The following is a 3837-nucleotide window of genomic DNA, read 5'->3' as shown; positions in this document are numbered from 1 at the left end:
CACCGCGGGGGGGGGGGGGGGGGGGCCCGCGGGGGCGGGGCCCCGCGCGCCCCCCCCCCCCCCCCCCCCGGCGGGGGCGGGCCCCCCCCCCCCCCCCCCGGGCCGGGGGCCGGCCCCCGGGCGCGGGCGGCGGGCAGCACGGCACCGGGGCGCCCGGACGCCCCGGGCGACCACGCCCGCCGCCCCGGCGCGGCAGCACGACGACCGCCCCGGTGCAGCGCAAGCGAGCGGACTCGGGCGCCTGGCTGGAGACGACAGCATCGTTCGCTGACCGGGCAGACGAACTGGCCGACGCCGAGGCAGCAGCACCGCTCGTAGAACCGGCCGCGCACTTCGCACGCCTCTACCTACGACAGACCTAGCCCACCGCAGCGCGGTCGCCCGCCTCTTGAGCTAGCTCTAGGCCCTCTCCCTCCAGGGCAGAACGTGCAAGGGCACCCGGCGTCCTCGGAGCCGGGTGCCCGGTGCGGCGGTGGCGTGGCCGAAGCTGGTCAGGGCAGCACCGACCTGGTGGTCAGCTGAGCTGCATCGCCTTGAGATCCTGCAGGGTCAGTTCGTTCGTTCCCCGGTCCCCGAAGGAACTCTGCGTCCAGGCGAGAATTGCCGGGTGCGCCTGCTCGTACTTGGCGCCAGCGGCCGTGTTTTTCCCGTCGGTGGCGGCAATCTGGGAGAGGTAGGCGGCAAGGGCATGCGGTCCGCCGCCGCTGTAGCCCATGTTGTAGCCGAGCCCGTGCTGTTGCGGCAGGACCGACAGCATGCCCTTGTCGGTCCTGGCCCAGAAGAGGCCCTTCTCGGCTGTGAACCGGCTAAAGGTGTCCTCGGGGCGCAGGGCGAGCGGGGCGTACGTTTCGTAGGTCCACCAGTTCGCGCCTGATTCGCCGGCATGGCGGTGGTGTGAGCCCACGACGGGCAGACCGAACTCGGGGTCGTAGAAAGTCCGCCGGCAGACGCAGCCCGAACCACTGATCGCCGACGGGCTCTTGGGGTCCTCGTCCACACATGGGTAGAACAAGGACGGAATGCTCTGCTGCTGCACGAGGGTGCAGTGCAGGGCTGTGGGCTCACATCGCTGAAGCCGGCCGAGCCATTCCCGTGCGCACGGCGTGCGCTCCTCGTCGATCGACACCTCGGCGTTCAACGAACCCGAGACGATCCCCAGCCTCGGCTCGGTGTAGAGGACGAACTGCAGATAGCCCTTCGTCGGGTCGGTCAGGTTCAGGTCATGATGCTGGGCGCTCAACTCAGCTCTTTTCACTAGGACTTGTCCGTAACCAGTTTCCAGCACTCCATCGTTGCCCAGCACCGCCCCTGTGCTTTCCGGCCGATCGTCAGGGCTTTGAACTCGTCGGACTACCCACCTGGCGCCGCTTCCTCCATCGGGACGGCGCGCAGCGGACGGAGTGGCGACGCCATCTTCGATGCACCCGCCCGACGACAGCGGCATCACGATGCGGCAGGCGACCGCAGCCCGGACGGAGACCGGACACGATGAGAGACGGCCGCTGCGCGACCGCCGGGCGCAACAGCGGACAGCGGGCCGGACCAGGTGCGGAGCAGCGCGGCCAGGCGGCGGGAGCGGGTGCCCGTAGCCGCGGCCGTCAGGCGCCCGCCTCGCACACGCCCCTCATGGCATCGCGGATGCGGCCGTAGGGGCGCCACTGTGAGCGCGATTCTCACCCCGAGGCGCGGGCGCGGGCCCGAGAGCACGGCAGCACAAGGCAGCGACAACCCCGGGACACGACACCGCCCAGGGCGCCGGCCGGTGCCGGACGCCTCGGCCAGCCGGGCGCGGCCAAACGGATACCGCCCGAGACGGGCACGGCGGAAGGGCACGACAGCTCGACGACGAACTCTGGGACACCCCGCAGGCTGACACCCTGGAGCGCTGGGACGTAACCGTCCTACATCGTCGACGTACCAGCGCCGCGGGGCACGAGTCGGTCGACCCCAGAGGGTTCGTGGCCCCTGAACCCTCACACCGCACGGTCGAGGAAGTTCCCGTCGGGGCCATGACGTTTTACCGCGTGCACCTTGACCGAGGCTGCAACGCGTACGGGGCCATGGAGGAGGAGTCCGAGGACCTGTACGAGACCGCCCAGGTCCTCCTCGATCCCCAGACGGGCTCCTTCACCGACGAGGTCAGCGAACGACTGGAGTACGTCGGCTCAGCTTTGCTTGTCATGGATCGAGTGACGTTGGCCCCCCCGTGGCGCGGGCACGGCCTGGCGGCTGTACTTGCGTGTGAGGCGATTACCCGGCTCATGGCCGGCTGCCGGGCCATCGCCTGCTCGCCTGGCATCACCGACCTCAGCAGCCACCGGCTGATGGACCAGGCCGAGTGGGACCGTGTGAACGCCAGGATCGCCATGGGGTGGGAGCGTCTGGGATTTCGCCCCTACCGGGCCAATGTCTATCTCTTGTCTCCCATCTCGCAGGATCTCGAGGAACAGCGCGGCGCACTCCGCAGGCATCTTGCCGATCTTGGTGCGTCCTGGCGGGCGGACGCTCCATGACCGGCGTCGCCAGCGCGTGAAGCGGGGCATTCCAAGAGGTCCGTGAAACCTTGGGGCGGGAACGACCGGCCCAGCTGCCGCGAGTACGACGTGCGTCAGCCAGCCGGGGCGGACATGAGCGTGTTCCGTGCGCTCTCGGGCAGCACGCTGACGTGCCGGTTCGCTCAGGTCACTGTCACGGGCCTGTCTCCTTTGGAGACGGGCCCGTTCGTCTTGTCATGCGCCAGGGCCCGGTGGCGGTGACCAGGGGTGGGGTGAGGTGACTGGGCCTGGACGCGGTGTCGGGCGGGGCCGAGCTGGTGGTGATGCCGGCGGAAAGCTGTCCGGACCGCACGGAGCGACTCTCTGTCGACGGACGGCAGTTCGCCGGGGGCAGACAGGAAATGCGGCGGAAGGACTGGCCAACGGGCGTGAGGCCATGTCAACGTAGATGACCTTGCAAGAAACCCCAGGTCAGAGAGGTGATTGCCCGTGACTGTAGCCCCTACGGGCCCCGGTTTCTCCACCACCATCGAAGCCCTGCGACTGCGGGAGTGGCTGCTCGGCCCCGGCCAGCCGACGCTGGTCATGGACCAGTTCTCCGCCGAGGACTTCAACTTGATCGTGGACGATCGTGCGGATGTGCACGTCAGTTCCAAGGACGGCCGGTTCTACCTCGGCTGGTTTCCGAACGGCCGCCCCGGCACGGACGGTGAGGGATGGACGATCGCCGTCACCGGCACCGCCAAAGTCCGTGGCTACTACATGTCGTTCGACACCGAGACGCCGGCCGACATTGTCGCCGCCGCCGTGGCGCGCGTGCTGGAGACCTCACGCCGCATCTGACAGAGCGGACACCGACAGGTAGGGCCCGCCCTGTGGCTTGCTGGCCGTAGCGAAGGCCGCCCCTTTCCCCAACCCAGGAGGGTGTTCGTGACGTCCCCGGAGATGACCGTTGACGATCTCATCGACCTGCTGTCCGGCTGCGACCGGACGGCTCCGGTCCGCCAGGCCATGAACCCGTTCTTCCCGATGGCACACCGCTTGGCGCAGGTCCTGCAGTCGGTGGACGAATCCGGCCGGACCGTCGTCTACCTCGCCGAAGGACCGGACGAGGACGCGCAACTTGGCCACCTGCCGCCGGAGGTCGCCACCAAGCTGACGTGGCAGGGCCCCGTCCAGGCGCCCCCGCGCCGCCCCCGCCGCCGTGCTGGCGGCTAGACCCGCACCGAACCCCTGGAGGCGCTCCTTGAGGTTCCCCCGAGATGCGGAGGGAGCTGACAGAGGGTCAGATGGGACTCATGAGAGGACCTACGACCATGGCTGCCCCAAGGAAATACTCGCT

Annotated in this window: 5 protein-coding genes; 4 read left to right on the top strand and 1 reads right to left on the bottom strand. The window is 69.5% G+C overall.

The window, feature by feature from the left end; all coding sequences use genetic code 11:
- Positions 1-212: 212 nt before the first annotated feature.
- Positions 213-362, top strand: a complete 150-nt coding sequence (locus tag ACFWWQ_RS29555) for a hypothetical protein (RefSeq protein ID WP_384602329.1) — start codon at positions 213-215, stop codon at positions 360-362.
- A 152-nt stretch (positions 363-514) separates the two neighbouring features.
- On the opposite strand, the gene ACFWWQ_RS29550 is transcribed toward ACFWWQ_RS29555, so the two are convergent.
- Entirely contained in the window at positions 515-1240 is a 726-nt protein-coding gene (locus tag ACFWWQ_RS29550) for a hypothetical protein (protein ID WP_384602327.1), read from the bottom strand.
- Positions 1241-2009: 769 nt separating this feature from the next.
- On the opposite strand from ACFWWQ_RS29550, the gene ACFWWQ_RS29545 reads away from it, so the two are divergent.
- The 3 genes from ACFWWQ_RS29545 (at position 2010) to ACFWWQ_RS29535 (ending at position 3713) form a co-directional block, all read left to right on the top strand.
- Positions 2010-2513: a hypothetical protein gene (locus ACFWWQ_RS29545; protein ID WP_384602325.1), complete on the top strand. Its 504-nt coding sequence runs from the start codon at positions 2010-2012 to the stop codon at positions 2511-2513.
- A 471-nt stretch (positions 2514-2984) separates the two neighbouring features.
- Positions 2985-3338, top strand: a complete 354-nt coding sequence (locus tag ACFWWQ_RS29540) for a DUF317 domain-containing protein (RefSeq protein ID WP_384602324.1) — start codon at positions 2985-2987, stop codon at positions 3336-3338.
- An 87-nt stretch (positions 3339-3425) separates the two neighbouring features.
- Positions 3426-3713 carry a hypothetical protein gene (locus ACFWWQ_RS29535; RefSeq protein WP_384602322.1) on the top strand — a complete coding sequence of 96 codons (288 nt, stop codon included), beginning with the start codon at positions 3426-3428 and terminating at the stop codon, positions 3711-3713.
- Positions 3714-3837 lie beyond the last annotated feature (124 nt).

It is taken from the genome of Streptomyces sp. NPDC059080, from assembly GCF_042739975.1.
In the GTDB taxonomy this organism is placed as follows: domain Bacteria; phylum Actinomycetota; class Actinomycetes; order Streptomycetales; family Streptomycetaceae; genus Streptomyces; species Streptomyces benahoarensis.
The sequence above is the reverse complement of the archived record's forward strand: the minus strand, read 5'-3'. Positions and strand labels throughout refer to the sequence as shown.